Here is a 1484-nt window from a genome sequence, read left to right as displayed (position 1 = left end):
GGTATCCGCGGCCTGCCCGAGGTCGGAGTCCTCGCAGGCATTCCAGTCGTTCTGGAGGACGATTATCTCGGTTACTTCATCGCCGTCGTTGCTGTCCGTGAAGACAAGAGCCTATGGCACTCCTCCAACCACTGTGGCGTCGCAATGCACTTTTGCCTCGCTGCGCCAGGCGCAGGTGTCATTATCATCCCCAACGGCAACGGCTTCACTCACTTGAACGGAACATCCATTGCAGCCGCCTATGTCACTGGCGCCTATGCCGTATTGAAGAGCCAGTGGCCACACCTGACAGCACCCGTAATCGCTGAGATTATGTTCGCGGCAGCCGAAGATCTCGGTGAGCCGGGTGTTGACCCGATCTACGGGCAGGGCCTCCTCAATCTGGAACGCGCCATGCTTCCTATGGGTGAGCTTGTTGTCTACCAGGGGAACACCACCGAGAGCGCCGCCATGCCTCTTGCCGAAACCGGCATCGTCGCCAGCGGCGCCCTGGCGCCAGCCCTCAACCAGGCCCTCGCAGGGCAGACCCTGATGGTTGCAGATGCGTATACACGCGGATTTGAGCTTGCTGCCAGTGCCCTGGTCTCCGAACTCAAGGCGCCAAGACCCCGCCCCACCTTCGTACGGGAAACAAAGGCCAGCGACAGCCTGACGCTCATGCGTTCAGATCACGGAACAGGTCTCCGTTTTGATGGGGATGTGTTCTCCTATGAGATAACTCTCGGCGACATAGATCCAGACGCAGATCCATTTGGACAGCTTCTGACAGAAGACTACTCATTCAGGCACAAGTTTGAACTCACACAAGCGCTGGCCCTTATTACTGACCACGCGGTCGGATCATCCACGGGCTCCTTCTCAAGGACCAGCATAGGGCTTGAAGCAAAAGACAAAGATGGGTCAGGCCTTTCTGCCCAGTTCGGCCTCATAGAAGAAAACGGCACAGTCCTTGGATCCCGCTTTATGGGAGCCGCGGGTCAGGGCGGACGCAGCTCTACCTCGTTCTTGGAAATATCCGGATCTGTTGCGGTCGGGCAGGGCACGCTCCTGACGGTATCGGGCACGCAAAGCAGGACAGATTTCAAACAGGCAGGCCTGGTCACTGGCGGCAAAAGTCTGACGGGGCGTGCCGGCAGCGTCTCAATCAGCAAGAAACGCTTTCTCGGCAGCCCAGGCACGATGCGCTTGTCGATATCCAGTCCGCTCCAGATCTCCTCTGGTGAGATTTCAATCGACCTCCCCCGGGACAGGGTTGCAGCAGTGGCCGGTCAGGAAAGCACGGGCGTGACAAGAAGCTCTCAAACTGTGCAGATTACATCTTCAGTGCGGCCGATAGATATTGGCCTGACCTATCAGCTTGCTTCAGAAGCGCCCGGACCGGAAATTCTGTTTAACGCCGGATATCGCGCACAAGGCGGTGACCCCAATCCCTACATTGGATTTGCTCACAGTCACAGGTTTTGAGACGCAGGGACTGCCCGGAC

The 1484-nt window shown here is 57.9% G+C and carries 1 protein-coding gene; it reads left to right on the top strand.

Annotated features, from left to right (window positions below; translation table 11 throughout):
• On the top strand, positions 1 to 1464 hold a 1464-nt coding region (locus ACR1XU_RS23095), incomplete at its 5' end, for a S8 family serine peptidase (RefSeq protein WP_480915717.1).
• Between the last annotated feature and the right edge of the window lie 20 nt (positions 1465 to 1484).

It is taken from the genome of Ruegeria sp. D1(2025), from assembly GCF_056536425.1.
Note: the sequence above shows the minus strand (reverse complement) of the source record. Positions and strands in the feature narration are given on the sequence as shown.